This window comes from Rania fehmarnensis, from assembly GCF_056494185.1.
The window spans coordinates 2,693,309-2,710,223 of record NZ_CM151398.1 but is presented as its reverse complement, the minus strand read 5'-3'; the positions used below and the strand labels follow the sequence as shown (position 1 = coordinate 2,710,223).

Genomic DNA, 16,915 nt, shown 5'->3' with positions numbered 1-16,915 from the left:
GTTGAAGGGTCGTGTCGACGTGCTTAGGCGATGGATTCTTCGATGACAGGGTTCGTAAGTGTACCGATGTTTTCGATCTCGATATTCACTGTGTCGCCACCTTGCAGGAAGACCGGTGGCTGGCGGGCTCCACCCACGCCGTGAGGTGTGCCGGTCAAGATTACGGTACCCGGCAGCAAGATCGTGCTGCCACTCAAGAATTCGATGAGCGTGGGCACATCGAAAATCATGTCGTTGGTGTTCCAGTCCTGCATGACCTGGCCGTTGAGCACCGTGCGAATGGTCAACGCGTTGGGGTTGGCGATTTCATCGGCGGTCACCAGGCATGGGCCCAATGGGCAAAACGTGGCAAAGGTCTTGCCGCGACACCACTGCGAACCACCCCATTTCATTTGCCAATCACGAGCGCTAACGTCGTTGGCGCAGGTGTAGCCCAGCACGTAGTCAAGCGCATCGGCTCGACTGACGTTGTAACAGCGCTTCTTGATCACCACAGCCAACTCGCATTCATAGTCAACGGAGTCGCTCCGCAACTTGCGAGGTAAGATGATCGGTTGGCCCGGGTCCTGCAATGTCCCGCAGTTTTTCATAAACACGACTGGCTGCTCTGGAATCGCTTGCTTGCCCTCCTGGGCATGTTTGCGATAGTTCAACCCGATGCAGATGATGTCCACAGGCTTGATGGGCGCAAGTCGACGCTTTTCTGAGATCACTTGACCGGAGTCGGAAAACGCACCGAAAACATCTCCGCTCAAACGGGTAATGGTTCCGTTGGCATGGAGAACGCCGGTGACTTCTTGGTCATGCTGATCCAGAACGCGTACGATTTTCATACTCGAATAGCCTTCAAGAGGTGGGGTGAAACGCTGGGGAGCGAGTAGTATAGCCAATAGCGCGGCTAGTCGTAGAGCGGCTGTCCCCAGCTTGGCACCCGGCAAGTCGCTGTCCTGTAACGAGAGTCAATTGCTCGGAAGAAACTCTGGTTAGAGGGTGCTGACCGTAGAGCGGCTGTCCCCAGCCGCTTGGCACCCGGCAAGTCGCTGTCCTGTAACGAGAGTCAATTGCTCGGAAGAAACTTTGGTTAGAGGGTGCTGAGCAGCTGAGGACAGCTGCTCTACGGTCGGAAGAAACTTTGGTTAGAGGGTGCTGACCGTAGAGCGGCTGTCCCCAGCCGCTTGGCACCCGGCAAGTCGCTGTCCTGTAATGAGAGTCAATTGCTCGGAAGAAACTTTGATTAGAGGGTGCTGAGCAGCTGTGGACAGCTGCTCTACGGGGACATTATCCGCAAAAGCCCCCTATAATGGGTAGTGGATAGCTTGTCACTTGCTCGCGCGGTTCCTATCCTATCCAGGATGTTGAGTGCGGCCACTGATCCAACGAACCTTTTTGGCCATAGGCCCGATGAGTCAACTACTGTTGTTTTATGTTCGACCAGAACCAGGGACTTGGGTCTACCTGTCAGTCTTTTTGTTGGTAGGCGTCTATTTCGTTTTCCAACGTGTCTGGAGTGTTCGCAATCTCGATATCGTCCTGCTCATTCTGCTGACACCAGGCATTCTGTTAGTGTACGAAGGACGCAAGCTACGGCATAAGACTCCTGGCCAGGCCATACCGGCCAGTACGTTAACCATCGATACTCAGCGGTCGGTTCCTCAGCGCTTCGTGGCCACTCAAGCACCCGAACAGGCTGAGCCTGCGCCGCCGGTCGTGCCACCTGCACAAGCACCCAGTACCGCAGCGCCCATGCCCAATGGCGCCTGGACAGCTGATCAACTCGAGTTGGCTGGCTTTGTGGCTTTGCTGATTGCTTGTGGCTTTTTGATGATCCGTATGTTGATCGATCCGGCCTTAGTTCGGCGTCCCTTGCTCGAGCCAAACCTATCGATCGGTGGCTTGAGCTTTATAGGTATCTCGCTGTTCTTGTTCTTGATGAGCAACGTCGTGACGAGTGATCCCGAGTTGTCTGATCAACTTGGTCCGGGTTATGCGCTGCTGAACGAATTACCAGATTTGCCCACGACACCTGAACATGAGGGACAGGTCTGGAATGCAGGTGACAGCGGCGCCGATAAGCAATGGGTCTATAACTTGGCCCGCGCACTGGTGATCTTTGCCAATCTGGCGATTGTTATCGGAATCGTGGGTATTGGTTACTGGCACTTTGATAACGTCAAGACTGGCATTGGTTGTGCCACCATGTACTTGCTGTTTCCTTACACAGCTCAGATGGCCGGCAATGTCGACCATGCTTTGCCGGCTGCATTGTTGACTTTGGCGATACTAACGTATCGTCAACCGCTGTTAGCTGGGTGTTTTCTGGGACTGGCGTCAGGGCTGGTTTATTATCCGCTGTTTTTATTGCCGCTATGGATCAGTTTCTATTTCAATCGCGGCCTGTGGCGATTGCTAATAGGTGTGGTGACGATGTTGACCGTACTGGCCTGTTTGCTTTTGTTTTTGGGCTGGGAGAATTCGCTTCAAGACATTCGCGGCATGTTTGGTCTGTATCGACCAGCGATGAAGAATTTGTCGGGCATTTGGGGGCTCGGCTGCGATCCTATGTTCCGATTGCCAGTCTTGGTAGCGTTTATCATATTGAGTTTCTCGTTCATCTTCTGGCCGCCCCGCAAGACGTTGGGGACATTGATGTGCGGAACAGCTGCCATCATGCTGGCCGCTCAATTTTGGCATGGCTACGGCGGTGGTTTGTACATGGCCTGGTTCTTGCCCTCCGTATTGCTGACGGTCTTCCGCCCCAATTTGGATGACCGCATCGCCACGCGCGTTGTCAGTTCCCGCTGGTCGCGTGCAGATCGCCTGAGCGTCTCTGCCAATTAAAAAGAGCTAAGGGCGTCAAGTCTCTTTATGGTTGGGGGTAGAATATGGCAGCGATGTACAACGAAGCATGTACAACGAGAGAAAAGAGACCTGACCCCTTTTATTACCAGAACTATCGTATGGCTCGCTGCTTATTGTCGTTGTTATTGATTAGCTGGTGGGCTGCGCCGGTTTCAGCTCAGACAGATTATCCGCTGAGTGAAGATTCGAAACGTCAAGCCGATGTGCCTGAAGGTACGCTCCAAGGACCTTTTCCGCTCACCAGCTCTATCTTTCCGGGTACCCAGCGCCACTACTGGGTGTACGTACCAGCGCAGTATGAGGCGGAAAAGCCGGCGTGTAGCTTGATCGTGCAAGATGGTTTGCGCCGCGCGCAAGAGTGGCACTTGCCCGAAGTCATCGATAATCTCATTCACAAAAAAGAGATCCCAGTTGTAATTGGCATCTTTGTCGAACCGGGTGTCGTTCCGGCGCTTGCCCCCGAAGCTCGTCCAAGATTTAATCGCAGTTTCGAGTACGACGCATTAGGCGATCGCTATGCTCGATTCCTGCTGGAAGAACTACTGCCTGAGGTAAGCAAGAGTTACACGCTAAGCACCTCGGGCAATGATCGAGCACTAGCCGGCGCCAGCTCCGGCGGCATCTGCGCCTTCAACGCCGCTTGGGAGCGGCCCGATGAATTCAGGCGCGTCATCAGTACCATTGGGACCTTTGTCGGACTGCGCGGCGGCAATCAATTCTCGATGCTTGTTCGCAAGACCGAACCGAAACCGCTGCGCATTTTTTTACAAGACGGCAAGGCGGATCTGAATATTTATGGCGGCGATTGGTGGCTGGCCAATCAAGACATGCTCTCGGCGCTTAAGTACGCGGGTTACGATGTCCAGCACCAATGGGGCGAAGGGGGCCACGATGGCAAACACGGCGCCGCCGTCATGCCCGATGCCATGCGCTGGATTTGGAAGGGCTATCCCGAGCCGGTTAAGGTGGCTCCCAACCCCGTTGAGCCGCGACGACTGGACGTCTTGCCTACAACTAGCGCGTGGGAGCTTGTCAGCTCGGGTCACGAACAAGTCGAAGCGCCCGCCTGCAACACAGCCGGCGAAGTCTTCTTCTGCGATTCGCGCGCAGGCAGAATTTATCGTAGTGGACTCGATGGCAAGACGCGCGTCTTTGCCGAACAAACCGGCCGCGTCAGCGGTATGGCCTTTGGTCCCGATGGCAAACTGTACGCCTGCCAAAGCAGTCGTCGACGTATCGTGCGCTACAACGACGCTGGCACCGAAGAAGTTATCTTCAATGAATCCAGTTGCCAGGATATCGTCACGTTACCGAAAGGATTTTACTATTCAGATCCCATCACGCCGGGTGTGTGGTACAGCGATTACTTTGGCGCACGGGCCAAGGTCGACGAACTGACCACTGGTGCCATGGGCTTGGTACCAACGGCCGATCACGCTTTTCTCCATCTGTCCTCATCCACAAGTTCAGTCACGTTTCAATTCCGCATCAAGCAAGATGGCATGCTGGAATATCGACAGCCCTTTGGCTATTTACATGCGCCGCCGGGTGAGGGTGACGCGGGTGCAAGTGGCATGGCTGTCGATACCGAGGGGCGACTGTTTGTCGCAACCAAACTTGGAGTGCAAGTACTCGATCAACTGGGACGAGCCAACTTGATTCTCAGTAAACCCACCACTGCAGCGATAACGGGTTTAGCCTTCGGTGGCACCGACTACGAAAGTTTGTTTGTGACATGTGGCGAAAAGGTCTTCAAACGCAAGATGAAAGTGAAAGGTGCGCAAAGCTATGGCGCCCCCGTAATTCCCCCCATGCCCAATCTGTAATTTGATTGTCGAGCGCTAACGGCCAGCATGATTTCAAAAAATCTCAGTTGCTCACTTGCCATCGTATCGACATAACGCAATCGCGCCAGCAAGTTCAAAGCCGATTGCCGATGACTGTACAGGCACCTGATCGCGAGCTTCGTTTAATGCTGGCACACGGGTTGCTAAGTTTCATGAGGCAGCATAACTTACTCATGTTATCGCAGCCTCACGACAAGCCGACCACAACTTAATTGTTCGGTCGACTTGAATGATGAGCTTCAAATATGGGATGGCCTCGTGGCTTGGCGAGAAACTCGGGCGTAACTCGTTAGGTTGGCGGGGCCACCCACTTTTTTCTGTGATCTCTGCTGCTCAGAAGAGCCTCTGATCCCTCGGTGCCGAAGTCCGACTATGTGTTGGCAATGCTCACCGCACTACAATTTTTATCACCGCTAAGCGGCGATCAATTTGCAAGAGCGTGTTGGAAGAGCTGCACACTGCGCGATCTACAAGCAATATGGTCGTTGATCGAGCACGACTTGATCAAGAAACGATCAGCGTGTTCTGAATTAGAAATAATTCGAGAAGAGTTTGGGAATATGAATGGGCAAGCGTAAACTGTTCCATTTGAACAGGTTCTTGCTCAAACTCATTCCAATGGCGCTCGACGATGGCTAGATGGCCGGTTTTATGGTTGTTAGTGGTGGTCTGTTTCGGCTTGATGCCCTGGTCAACAGGCGGAGCAGATGAGCGGTTGAGATTTCGCGCACGAGTGATCAACCCCACTTCAGAGTTCACTGCGGCAGCGGCTATCGATGTTAACGTGGACGGTGCGCTTGACATCGTTTGCGGTGGTTGGTGGTATGCCGCCCCCACCTGGCAGCGGCACAAACTCCGCGAGGTGGAGAAGATCGGAACTCGATATGACGACTATTCAAATCTACCATTGGACGTCGACGGCGACGGTGATTTGGATTTAGTGAGCGTGAACTACCGCAGCAAGTCGTTGTACTGGGTGCGCAATCCCGGACCAGAATCTACCGATGCCTGGGAAAAAATCGTCATCGATACCCCAGGCCCCAGCGAGACCGGCCGTCTGATTGACTTGGATAACAATGGTTCATTAGATATTCTTCCCAATGGCACCACCTACGCTGCCTGGTATAGTGGCGGCGCGAATGCAGGTTTTACGAAGTACGACCTGCCTGAACAGCTCGCAGGTCACGGCATTGGCGCAGGCGATATCAATGGCGATGGACGCATTGATTTGGTCAATCCACTTGGCTGGGCGGAAGGACCTGTCGATCCCAAAGTTGATCGCTGGCTGTGGCACGCGGACTTTCGGCTCGCGCGCGATGGCAGCGTTCCGATACTGGTGGTCGATGTTGATGGCGATGGCGACTCGGACTTGGTCTGGGGACGAGGACATAACGTGGGGCTGTACTGGACTGAACAAATTCAAAGGCCCTCGTCGGAGCCCGCGTTGGAGCCAGCTACCCGCCCGCACAGCCCCGCAGTGGTCAGTGTGCTTAACTCCTTCAAGGGCACGCTTGGTTGGCAAACACATGCAATCGATACCAGTTTCTCATGCATTCACGCGCCGTTGTGGGCGGACTTGGATGGTGACGGTGTCGAAGAGTTAATCGCCGGCAAGCGTTATCAAGGTCACGAAGGCAAAGACCCGGGCGAGAACGAGCCACTGCGAGTTGTTAGTTACCAATATGATCGCCAGGGGCGAACCTGGCATAGTCGTATAGTGTCGCATCACCCGCTGGCGGGCTTGGACTTGGATCCAAAGTGTGTCGACATCGATGGGGATGGAGACCTGGATCTAATTGCACCCTCGCGCGCAGGCTTGGTGCTGCTGGAAAATCTGCGACAAGGCCCGGATGCTGATGCGGAGACGGTTGCACGTGACGAACTGACGAGCCAGCAATCAGCCTTGCCGCCCAACATTCTGCATGACGACTTCAGTCACATGCAAGTCTTAGTCAACGGCCAATCAACAACTCAACCAATAACAACCGCGCTGCAGCTGGGCCAACGCCGTGAACAGATTCAACGGCAGATGGAAACTGTCATGGGAAGCTTGCCAGGCAGCCAGCGCCGCGTAGCACTAAACGTTGAAGTGGCCTCGATAGAAGCGTTAGCCGAATACACGCGCATCAAGTTGTGGTATTCACCGGAGAGCGCTGATCGCGTGCCTGCCTGGTTGTTGATACCCAATGACCTGCAAGACACGGCCCCGGCGATGTTGTGCTTGCATCCCACTCATGTTCAGTTGGGTAAAGATCAATTACTCGGCCTAGGTGGCCAGCCCAGCCGTTTCTATGCGCATGAACTAGCCGAGCAAGGATTCATATGCCTGGTGCCCGACTACCCCAGCTTTGGCGAATACAAATACGATTTCAAACTGCAGGGCCAAAATTACCAAAGCGGAACGATGAAGGCGATCTGGAATAACATTCGCGCAATCGATTTGTTGGAATCGCTACCTATTGTTCGACCGGATGCGATTGGTTGCATCGGACACTCTCTGGGTGGACACAATGCGCTGTTCACCGCAGCCTTTGATGTGCGAGTGCGAGCCGTGATCAGCAGCTGTGGCTTCAATGCTTTCGCAGACTACTACGGTGGCGATTTGAAAGGCTGGAGCAGCGAGCGTTACATGCCGCTGGTGGCCAGCCGCTATAACAACGATCCACAACAAATGCCATTCGATTTCCCAGAAGTGCTGGCCGCAGTTTGTCCGCGCCCCTTGCTAGTCAGTGCTCCGCTGCAGGATGCCAACTTTGCCGTGACCGGAGTTCGCAAATGCCAGACCGCGGTGACTCCCATCTACAAACTGCTCGGCAAGAGTGACAATTTGACCTTCCTCTATCCCGATGCCGAACATGACTTCCCCACAGAGATCCGTCAGCAAGCCTATCAATGGCTGAAGAGTCATCTCAAATAAATGAACACGCTCAATCGTTTAACCCGTAGCCGATAGGCCAGGCAAGCGCAGAAGTGGCTTCTCACTGCCAACTGATTGAGTTAAGCAAGCGGATGCTCAGGTAAACGCAGCGATTGGTTAGAGGGTGCGCCTCGCCTGGCGGCTAAATCGTTTAACCCGTGGCCGATAGGCCAGGCAAGCGCAGAAGTGGTTTCTCACTGCCAACTGAGTGAGTTAAGCAAGCGGATGCTCAGGTAAACGCAGAGATTGGTTAGAGGGTGCACCTCGCCTGGCGGCTAAATCGTTTAACCCGTGGCCGATAGGCCAGGCAAGCGCAGAAGTGGCTTCTCACTGCCAACTGAGTGAGTTAAGCAAGCGGATGCTCAGGTAAACGCAGAGATTGGTTAGAGGGTGCACCTCGCCTGGCGGCTAAATCGTTTAACCCGTGGCCGATAGGCCAGGCAAGCGCAGAAGTGGTTTCTCACTGCCAACTGAGTGAGTTAAGCAAGCGGATGCTCAGGTAAACGCAGCGATTGGTTAGAGGGTGCGCCTCGCCTGGCGGCTAAATCGTTTAACCCGTGGCCGATAGGCCAGGCAAGCGCAGAAGTGGTTTCTCACTGCCAACTGAGTGAGTTAAGCAAGCGGATGCTCAGGTAAACGCAGCGATTGGTTAGAGGGTGCACCTCGCCTGGCGGCTAAATCGTTTAACCCGTGGCCGATAGGCCAGGCAAGCGCAGAAGTGGTTTCTCACTGCCAACTGATTGAGCTAAGCAAACGGATGCTCAGGTAAACGCAGAGATTGGTTAGAGGGTGCGCCTCGCCTGGCGGCTACGGGTTAAACGATTCGCGCACTACCAGTTTGCCGTCCCAATCCAGTTCCAACTGGCCAGCCACTTTCGATTTGCGTTCCACCAGCCAACGCGATAGCGGCGAGACCACCAGGGTTTCAATCGCGCGCTGCAGAGGACGCGCGCCTAGGCGCGCGTCAAATCCATCTTTGGCTAAATGCTCCAGCAGGCGATCAGTCCAGCGAATATCGCGTCCGTATCGCTCGAGTCCCTCGCGCTGACGCAGATCGTTCAGTTCTTTCTCGGTAATGAGACGAATCGCCGCGTGATCCAAGGGTGCAAAGGGTACGACGGCGTCGAGACGATTGAAAAACTCTGGTCGAAACGCGCGACGCACTTCGCCGGCGTAGTCAATCGCTGGCGAGTCGCCGAACCCCACGGCTGTACTCTGCCGCGAACCGAGATTGCTGGTCATGATCACGACTGTAGTGCGAAACGAAGTCACGCGTCCCAAGCGATCGGTCAATCTACCTTCATCGAGCAAGCTGAGTAAGATATCAAACACTTCCGAAGAAGCTTTCTCGATTTCGTCCAGCAACAGCACGCTCAGCGGCCGAGTTCGGATCTGTTGAATCCAGTTGGAGGGCTGGCCTTGAGCGTCGGAGAGAAATCGATGACCAGCGGCCATGCCCGAAAACTCGCTCATATCCAAGCGTACTAAACGCAACTTGTCACTGCTCGCTCCAAACAAGAATTGCGCCAGCGACTTGGCTAGTTGGGTCTTGCCAACACCCGTCGGCCCACAGAAGAGCATACACGCAAACGGGCGACCTGGATCCTGTACAGCGGACTTGATGCGCGTGACAATGCCAGCCGCCATACGACATGCATTGGGTTGACCAATGACTTCGCGCGACAGATGTTCAATCACCGATGTCTTGGACAAGGTTTGTCCATCATCGAGCAACGTAATTGGCAGGCCCGTGCGTTTGGAAAATTTGCTGAGCGTTTGCTCGTTAGACCAATTACCAGGGGCGTCGGCACTGCGTCGGCGACTGGTCAGTTCATCCACAAACGACATGGCCGGCCCTGGTGAGGCACTGTGCCGCTGAAACTGTCGGCATAGACGACTAATCAGCCGCGGCACATCGTTGTCAAACGTAACTTTGGTTGCTTGCAAACGACTCTTGAGCGTACTGCGAACCAACTCCACTTCGTGCTCGACAGTCATGGGTTCGAGCGTGATCTGAGGTAATGTATCGACCAGTCCGGGTAGTAAGCGACGACAGGCGTCCAGTTCCGTAGGCGTGGCTTCGGCGACCATGCGCAAGCGACCACCCCTGATATACGGCATAAGGAACGCAGCCAATGAATCGCGCGGTTCGCGACCTCCGATCGCTACTAATTCCAATAAATTCTCCACAGCCAGGATGCCGTCGATGTTGGCCAGGTCGGCGACCACATGCTCTAACCGTTCTTGCCATTGTCCTAGATAACGCATCCCAGCAATCAATCGACCGCCACTGGTGGACCAGACGATCGGCACCTGGCTGCTGGCCCGCCCTCGACTGCGTTCCTCTTTGGCTTTGCGTCGACGTTCCTCTTCGATTTGTCTGGCGACCACCCCGATGAGGGTCGTTTTGCCAGCTCCACTTTCGCCGACTACCAACGCGCTGCCTCGTCGCAGCGCATTCTCCAGCGCGCTCCGCGGGTCATCGCGACCGCCACCTAACTGCGCGCTGAATTGACGACTGGCCAAAGGTTCGGCCACTAATGCCAAGCGTGAATCGCCGATCGATGCTGTGCGGCCAACGCTGGCATCCTTCAACTTAACGCGCAACCAACGCAGTTCCGAACTCTTGGGCGGCCAGAGTCTTCGCAACTGTCCGGGCGTGAGCAGGGCGGTAATCGATCGCACCGCTTCGGTTAACGTCGTGCGAAACAGTTCAGCCGTGGGACAGTAGAGCATTTCGCCAAAGTCCGGTAGCAGGCAATACACTTCGCCACGTTGATCTTGCAATCGCAGATAACGGACGGGCAGATCGATCTGAGGTCCGGCCGGAAAGCGGCGATCATCGTGAACAACTACCGGCCGCACTGGGAAACTGCGCGTCTGCAGTTCGGCTTCGGACCAAACACTGTTAGCCGCCCAATGGTTCGACTTCACTTCGCGCCTGACGCGCGTCTTCAGGGCACGCAGCGCTTGCTCGGCACTCGCGCCCAGCGATTCATACGCCGGTCCAGCCAGCAACTGAGCCACGCAGACTCCGCCACTTGTGAAACTGAGCATGACTGGCATACGAATAAACATGATCCACCCACATGCTGCGTCCACCGTCTGGCGACGGGTGGCTACCGGTGTTGTACGATCAGGCAGGTACCAATGGATTGGCGGGAATGCACAAGATTGGAATCAGTAGCGAGGTCCAACCGATTATCTGGCGAGGCCATCCGAGTGTTCGCGAATCATCACGACTGGGCGGATGACGCGGCCCCATCAACAAGGCGAGGAAATACATCGGCGTAAACACATGCATTTGCTGATAGATGACGGCAAAGGCGACCAGGTACGCCGCCGCGGCCGCCATCACAAACAAACCAAACCACCGCGATCGAGGGCCAATCAATCCAAAGGCCACGTGACCACCATCCAATTGACCAACCGGCATCATATTCAACCCGGTCACCAATAGCCCCGACCAGGCCGCCATCAAGAGCGGACTGGCTTGGGTATTGAGCATCGAAACATAGTCGGCCGCGCGATCGGGGACCAGCCACTCGGCCAGCCATTGCACAATCAACGGCTGTCCCAGCGACATCATTTTATACGGCGCGTAGTCGGGCGCCTGTGGATGCCACATCGCATAGATCAACACTGGGATCGCAATTAACAAGCCGGCGATGGGACCGGCCAAGCCAATGTCGAAGATCTGCCGGCGATCCGCTTGCCCTCCATGCATGGCAATCACTGCCCCACATGTTCCCAACGAAGAGATCGGAAAGGGAATGAAGAGCGGTGGTGTACTGGGAACTCGGTAATACAGGGTAAATAGGTAATGCCCAAATTCATGCGCTGCCAAGATTCCCATTAGGGCCAGCGAAAACTGCAGACCATCGGACCAGTTCGCGAGCAAGGCCACGCGTACGGGCAGCAAGCTCTGAACTTCGGCCGCGTGCAAGAGCGCATAGGTGGGAGCCCAGTTGGTAGCTCCTGCCCAGAAGGTCGACAAAAAAGTAAAAATGGCCAACCACAGCGCGATCCGGGTAATGCGACGTGGAGCAGGGCGGGCAATTTCAGCATCATAGCTGGGGTTTTGCGGCGGTGCATCATCCACAGAGAGGAACTTCTCGCCAGCCTGGCGTGATCCATGCAGTTGGCTCATGCCCGGAATTCCTCTTGCTTGAATTGGCCTGATTCCACTACTTTCCCCATCAACTGAGAAGTTACGCAACTGGTTTTGGCTATCGATTGCATTCATTCCCCAATAGTCTGGGCCAAGTTGAACGTTGTGACAAGCATGACAGATCGTCCTACCGTGTGGCGAGTCGCCATTTTATTGGCTCTTTCCTCACTAATCTTGTTTTCCTTTTTAGGTAGTGCCCGATTGTGGGACCGCGACGAGCCGCGCAATGCGCGTGCATCGCAGGAGATGCTCTCGCGCGGCGACTGGATCGTACCAACTTTCAACGACCAACTCCGAGCCCACAAGCCGATCCTGTTGTATTGGATGCAGATGTCGGCTTACCAATTGTTCGGTCAAAGTGAGTTTACGGCCAGACTTCCATCGGCTGTTTCGGCACTTATCTCAGTAATCGCGATTGCCTGGCTGGCCAGTCGCTTGGCCGGTGAGAAGACCATTATAGGTTGGCAAGGCTTTTGGACAGGCGCTGTATTGGCCACTTGTACTCTATTTGTGATGGCCGGTCGAGCCGCGACGCCTGATGCCTGCCTGATTGCCGCGGCCACCGTGGGCATCTCGGCTATCGCAGGTGGCATGGTCGTCGAACCGCTACGTCGTTCGTTGCTGGCCAAGTCGATCATGAAACCGCGACTTGGTTGGGGCTGGACCATTTTGGGTTATGCCGCTTTGGGTGTAGCGATCCTGGCCAAGGGTCCCGTCGGATTGTTACTGCCGATGTTAATCGTCCACACGTGGTGGCTGCTGGTGGAACGACCGACGCTCGATTCCAAGCGTTTGCCCGCCTCGCGCGTTGTGCGCATCGTCACCCGCGTCTGGAACGTGGCCTCCCCTCAGCAAATTTGGCGTGCCTTGTTGGCTCTGCGCACAATTCCCGGTGTATGTCTGTCGGTAGCTATCGCCGCCCCGTGGTACATAGCGGTGGGCATCGCGACCGACGGTGAGTTCTTGGCTGAATTCTTCTGGCGTCACAACGTCAGCCGCGCTCTATCGAGCATGGAAGGTCATGATGGTGGCGTCTTGTTTTACCCGGTTGCACTGCTGGTTGGTACCTTTCCTTGGTCGCTATGGTTGATCCCGATCATATGGTGGGGAATCAGAGCCAAGCGCCGCGGAGCAGCTACGCGCACGTCGATGACGCTAGCCGGTGTGTGGGTCGGGGTGACGTTGGCCCTGTTCACTTTTGCCAGTACCAAGCTGCCCAGCTACATCACTTCGTGTTATCCCGGCGTAGCGCTAGTCATCGGTGGATTCTTGAAAGACTTTGCCGCTGAAGTTCGCATGCCGTCGCGAGGCTGGCGTGCGTTAGCCGGTGGCGTAGCTATCGCGGTCGCATTTTGTTTGGCTAGCGGATTGATGTGGTTCAGCTACGTCGAAGCTCTACCGCTGGTCGGTTGGGTTGGTTGCAGTTCGGTGCTTTTAGCCTTGGCGGGCTGTGCGGGTTGGATGGCGGATTGGCAAAACAAACCGCAATGGGTACCAGCCATTTGGTTATCCGCCGCCTGCGGCTTGCACATCGCCCTGTTTGGTGTGGGCACGCGGGCCGTCGACGCCTATCGTAGCGAAGTCGATATGCTGCTGGTACTGGACCAGCGCGCCGGCTCGGCCGCTCGTTGGTATGGCCTGGGGGGCATGGAGCCGAGTTGGGTTTATTATCTGGAAAAACCGGTAGGTTCTATTCCCGAAGAACTTTCGCAACCTGGCAACTTGCCCGAACAATGGTTAGCAGAGATGCACCAGCAAGGCATCCAAACCGGTGACCATTTGATTGTCGAAGGTGGCACCGCTGAGCGTGTGGCCCTGGCCATCAGTCGCTGGAGTTCGACCAGTTCGCCTCTGATCGAAGTTGGCCGCACCGAACGGTTCTTGCGCCCTGGAGATATCGTCGTCTATCAATTCGTGCATCCCACCGGTACGCTGGCCGCGCATCCCGATACGCCCAATCGACGATAACCGACGGATTATGCATACCATCGATTTGCTAGAAGAAGCCCTGTGGATCGCCAATCAAAGCGGTTGGCAAGTGCGTCATGAATGGCTGGGGGGTTGCGCCGGCGGCGCTTGTCGATTGGGCAATCGACACTTGCTGTTTGTCGATCGCTCGTTAACCGCCACCGAACAACTCGATCAAGTCATCAGCGGACTGCGTGGACAACTAGCCCGCCTGCAAGAAGGCGATGCATTCACCGAACGCTTCGTTCAGTGCTTGAAGGAATTTGTAATCTCAAGCGAACTCAAAAAGTGTTTGAAGTTTGAAGTTTGAATCTCCAATCTCCAATCTCCAATCTCCAATCTCCAATCTCCAATCTCCAATCTCCAATCTCCAATCTCCAATCTCCAATCTCCAATCTCCAATCTCCAATCTCCAATCTCCAATCTCCAATCTCCAATCTCCAATCTCCAATCTCCAATCTCCAATCTCCAATCTCCAATCTCCAATCTCCAATCTCCAATCTCCAATCTCCAATCTCCAATCTCCAATCTCCAATCTCCAATCTCCAATCTCCAATCTCCAATCTCCAATCGTCAATCGTCAATCGTCAATCGTCAATCGTCAATCGTCAATCGTCAATCGTCAATCGTCAATCGTCAATCGTCAATTGCGCATGGGACAGTCGAAAATCTCGTTGCACACCGCTGGAAAAGAAATCGACGGTGACGCTGCGTTTGGGGCCGCGCCCACTGGCAGCGATGATGCGTCCGCTGCCATACTGCGGATGCGAGACAATGCGTCCTACGGTAAACGCCGCCTCGGTGACCAGTGTGGCTCGTCGCGCATCGTGCTGACTAGCCAGATCGGCGCCGGTCATCAAGCGGCCTTTGAATTGACCAATCATTCGCGCGGGCAGTTCGTCGGGCGGTAGTTGGCACATGTCATCATCGAAAGTGATTTCCTCATGCGCATCATGGGTTTCGATCTGGCTGAATTCCTCTTCGTGCCAGCGTCCGGCCAACTGAGAATAATCATCGCCATCGCCTGGATCGTGATCCATCGAATACGGATCAGGCTCGCTGTGATCCAGCCAGTTCATATCCGCGCGGGGCAACTCCATCAAGAACGAACTGGGAATGCCCGGTGATTCGGTATCGCGGAACGATCGACGTCGAGCGTAGCTCAGTTGCAGGAGATCGCGTGCGCGTGTGATACCGACAAATAACAAGCGACGTTCTTCTTCGATCGCCAGCGGATCATCTTTGCTGCGTTGATGAGGCAGAATGTTTTCTTCCACCGCGATAATAAAGACCACTGGGAATTCGAGTCCTTTGGCGGCGTGTAGGGTCATGAGTGTCACGGCTTCGCCGCCTTTGAGACGATCCGTATCGCTTTGCAGCGCAGCGAATTCCAAGAAGGCTTCCAGCGGCGAACGATCGAGTACTTGCCGATCCAGTTCCGCTGCTTCGGCCATCAGTTCATCCAGGTTAGCCAACACATCGTTCTCGGACTCGCTGCCCGGCGTCTGACGTCCGCGCACCAGGTACTCGCGATAGTTGGTCATTTCGATCGTAGCGTTGATCAGGTCGAGCAAGTTGCCATGCACCAGATCCACCAGGCGATCTTGGATCTTCAAAAAGTCGGCCAAACCATTTTCGATCTTCTTGCCAAAGAGATGCGTTTGCACGGCCTCGCGACAGGCGTCCAGCAAACTCACCTGCCGGCGTATGGCCAACTCCTTCAGCTTAGCCAACGTCTGCTTACCCACCCCACGCGGTGGCGTATTGATGGCTCGTTCCAGGGCCACATCGTCGCTGGGATTATGCAGTACCAACAGATAACTGATCAGGTCCTTGATCTCTTTGCGCAAGTAAAAACGGAAACCACCGATCAATTGGTAAGGCAATTGATGGCGAGCTAGAACTTGTTCCACCAGTCGCGACTGGGCATTGGTGCGATAGAGAACGGCAAAATCGCGCAGCGATCGTTCGCCGGAGTTGACCGCTTCCACCATCTGTCGCACGATATCTTCGGCTTCGCGTCGCGCGGTCGTGTAGACGCAGATGCGCACCGCTGCGCCGCTTTCGCGCGACGGCACCAAACGTTTGGCTTTGCGAAACTCGTTGTTCTGGATCAAACAATCAGCCACCGACAGAATTTCAGGGGTACTGCGGTAGTTGTCCTCCAGCCGAATAACTTTGGTTTGTGGATAGTCGCGTTCCAGGTAGGAGACATTCTTGAGATTCGCTCCACGCCAGCCATAGATCGACTGGTCCGGATCGCCGGTAACTGCCAGGTTGGGATAGTCGATCGCCAGTTGCCGCACGATGACGTACTGGGCGAGATTTGTATCTTGATACTCGTCGACCATGATGTACTTGTACCGCTCGTCCAATTCCGCGCGAATCGACGGACTGTTGCGCAGCAGGGTAGCGGTATGCATCAGCAGATCATCGAAATCCACAGCACCATTTTTCAGCAACTGCTTTTGGTAGAAAGGATAGACTTGAGCAATGTTGTGCTCGTCGCTGGAGAGACCTTCGGCCATCAGCGTCTCGGGGGTGACCAAGCGGTTTTTGTAGTAGCTTATGCGATTTGCCAGACTGCCCAGCGAGACATGCGTGAGTGAGAAACGCGACTCCTCCACCGCGGCGCGCAGCGCGGCGGTGGCATCATCGGTATCGTAGATATTGAAGTTATTGGGCAAGCCCAAAAGGTTGGCGTAGCGCCTGAGGACGCGCACGCAGAAGCCGTGAAAGGTGCCCATCCACAGCGGCGCATCGCCCACCAACTTCTGCAACCGCCCGCGCATTTCTTCGGCCGCTTTGTTGGTAAAGGTCAAGGCGAGAATCGAAGATGGTTCGACACCCTGCTCGATCATGTACGCTATGCGATGCGTCACCACGCGCGTCTTGCCACTACCTGGTCCAGCCAACATCAGCAGCGGACCATCGATCGTTTGCACGGCAGCCCGCTGGGATGCATTCAGTCCATTTAGCAACTGCGATTCCAAGATTCCCATCCTACAAACGCTAGCAATTCAACCAAAAAATTTGCGGTAGTTGTTTTCGAGTTACTGTGTGAGAGCGTTGGTAACCATTTCCAACTTTGTTATACTCTGCACGGTGGTTCTGAGGAACGAGCCACCGATAGGAATCGCTCCCGCGAGAACG

Annotated in this window: 10 protein-coding genes; 6 read left to right on the top strand and 4 right to left on the bottom strand. The window is 55.0% G+C overall.

Annotation, left to right across the window (positions count from 1 at the left end):
• Positions 1-23: 23 nt before the first annotated feature.
• The gene (locus SH573x_RS09100; RefSeq protein WP_479354342.1) at positions 24-833 is read right to left on the bottom strand and encodes a fumarylacetoacetate hydrolase family protein; all 810 of its coding nucleotides are present in this window, start codon (positions 831-833) and stop codon (positions 24-26) included.
• A 568-nt stretch (positions 834-1,401) separates the two neighbouring features.
• Between SH573x_RS09100 and SH573x_RS09095 the strand changes: the two genes are divergently transcribed.
• From SH573x_RS09095 to SH573x_RS09085, 3 genes are all read left to right on the top strand, one after another.
• The gene (locus SH573x_RS09095) at positions 1,402-2,838 is read left to right on the top strand and encodes a hypothetical protein (protein ID WP_479354340.1); all 1,437 of its coding nucleotides are present in this window, start codon (positions 1,402-1,404) and stop codon (positions 2,836-2,838) included.
• Positions 2,839-2,957: 119 nt separating this feature from the next.
• Positions 2,958-4,685, top strand: coding sequence for an alpha/beta hydrolase-fold protein (locus SH573x_RS09090; RefSeq protein WP_479354338.1), 1,728 nt, complete (start codon positions 2,958-2,960; stop codon positions 4,683-4,685).
• 652 nt (positions 4,686-5,337) lie between these two features.
• Positions 5,338-7,623, top strand: a complete 2,286-nt coding sequence (locus SH573x_RS09085; RefSeq protein ID WP_479354337.1) for an FG-GAP-like repeat-containing protein — start codon at positions 5,338-5,340, stop codon at positions 7,621-7,623.
• Between the two features lie 807 nt (positions 7,624-8,430).
• Here the strand turns inward: SH573x_RS09085 and SH573x_RS09080 are convergent.
• The gene (locus tag SH573x_RS09080; protein WP_479354335.1) at positions 8,431-10,701 is read right to left on the bottom strand and encodes an AAA family ATPase; all 2,271 of its coding nucleotides are present in this window, start codon (positions 10,699-10,701) and stop codon (positions 8,431-8,433) included.
• Between the two features lie 58 nt (positions 10,702-10,759).
• Positions 10,760-11,773, bottom strand: coding sequence for a site-2 protease family protein (locus SH573x_RS09075; RefSeq protein WP_479354334.1), 1,014 nt, complete (start codon positions 11,771-11,773; stop codon positions 10,760-10,762).
• Between the two features lie 135 nt (positions 11,774-11,908).
• On the opposite strand from SH573x_RS09075, the gene SH573x_RS09070 reads away from it, so the two are divergent.
• Genes SH573x_RS09070 through SH573x_RS09060 form a run of 3 tightly spaced genes read left to right on the top strand, consistent with a single transcriptional unit; the run spans position 11,909 to position 14,468 of the window.
• Positions 11,909-13,762, top strand: coding sequence for an ArnT family glycosyltransferase (locus SH573x_RS09070; RefSeq protein WP_479354333.1), 1,854 nt, complete (start codon positions 11,909-11,911; stop codon positions 13,760-13,762).
• A 10-nt stretch (positions 13,763-13,772) separates the two neighbouring features.
• Positions 13,773-14,072, top strand: a complete 300-nt coding sequence (locus SH573x_RS09065) for a hypothetical protein (RefSeq protein ID WP_479354331.1) — start codon at positions 13,773-13,775, stop codon at positions 14,070-14,072.
• Positions 14,073-14,468, top strand: coding sequence for a hypothetical protein (locus SH573x_RS09060; protein WP_479356681.1), 396 nt, complete (start codon positions 14,073-14,075; stop codon positions 14,466-14,468).
• Here SH573x_RS09060 and SH573x_RS09055 read toward each other — a convergent pair.
• Entirely contained in the window at positions 14,392-16,755 is a 2,364-nt protein-coding gene (locus SH573x_RS09055; protein WP_479354329.1) for an ATP-dependent helicase, read from the bottom strand. The two genes, SH573x_RS09060 and SH573x_RS09055, sit on opposite strands and share 77 nt — an antisense overlap.
• Positions 16,756-16,915: the final 160 nt, after the last annotated feature.

What these genes read in the sequence shown, in the direction of transcription:
- SH573x_RS09100 (WP_479354342.1), bottom strand. Translation starts at nt 833, where the DNA reads ATGAAAATCGTACGCGTTCTGGATCAGCATGACCAAGAAGTCACCGGC.
- SH573x_RS09095 (WP_479354340.1), top strand. Translation starts at nt 1,402, where the DNA reads ATGAGTCAACTACTGTTGTTTTATGTTCGACCAGAACCAGGGACTTGG.
- SH573x_RS09090 (WP_479354338.1), top strand. Translation starts at nt 2,958, where the DNA reads ATGGCTCGCTGCTTATTGTCGTTGTTATTGATTAGCTGGTGGGCTGCG.
- SH573x_RS09085 (WP_479354337.1), top strand. Translation starts at nt 5,338, where the DNA reads ATGGCTAGATGGCCGGTTTTATGGTTGTTAGTGGTGGTCTGTTTCGGC.
- SH573x_RS09080 (WP_479354335.1), bottom strand. Translation starts at nt 10,701, where the DNA reads ATGTTTATTCGTATGCCAGTCATGCTCAGTTTCACAAGTGGCGGAGTC.
- SH573x_RS09075 (WP_479354334.1), bottom strand. Translation starts at nt 11,773, where the DNA reads ATGAGCCAACTGCATGGATCACGCCAGGCTGGCGAGAAGTTCCTCTCT.
- SH573x_RS09070 (WP_479354333.1), top strand. Translation starts at nt 11,909, where the DNA reads ATGACAGATCGTCCTACCGTGTGGCGAGTCGCCATTTTATTGGCTCTT.
- SH573x_RS09065 (WP_479354331.1), top strand. Translation starts at nt 13,773, where the DNA reads ATGCATACCATCGATTTGCTAGAAGAAGCCCTGTGGATCGCCAATCAA.